General features: G+C 40.9%; 1 protein-coding gene. It reads right to left on the reverse strand.

The window, feature by feature from the left end; all coding sequences use genetic code 11:
- On the reverse strand, positions 1-327 hold a 327-nt coding region (locus tag B9T16_RS29590), incomplete at its 3' end, for a hypothetical protein (RefSeq protein ID WP_410246484.1).
- Between the last annotated feature and the right edge of the window lie 32 nt (positions 328-359).

Genomic DNA, 359 nt, shown 5'->3' on the forward strand with positions numbered 1-359 from the left:
TTCATCGCTGATAACGCCTCTCACTATTCGAAGATATTGCTCGTATTGAGAAAGGGCTCGTTCGAGTGAATCAACCTTTATGGTGTTTGCGTACGACTGGCGTTTTAATGCGGTTGAGGAATATCCCGGGATATACTCTTTTAGAGGAGTGAAGGCTATCAATAAAATTGTTGAACCAATTAAAAGGACGGCACTAACACCGATAATGACAAAAACATTCAAGCGGGAGAGTTTGACGGACAACTTCTCCTCAAAGTCATAATCATTGAGGATGAATAAGCGGTATTTACTTCGCCACTTACCTGTTTTTTTCGGTTTGCTCGACATAGCGTCGTAGAAAAATCTAATAAAAACCGGGA

Origin of the sequence: Arthrospira sp. PCC 8006, from assembly GCF_046480465.1 — a bacterium.
Lineage (GTDB): Bacteria > Cyanobacteriota > Cyanobacteriia > Cyanobacteriales > Microcoleaceae > Limnospira > Limnospira platensis.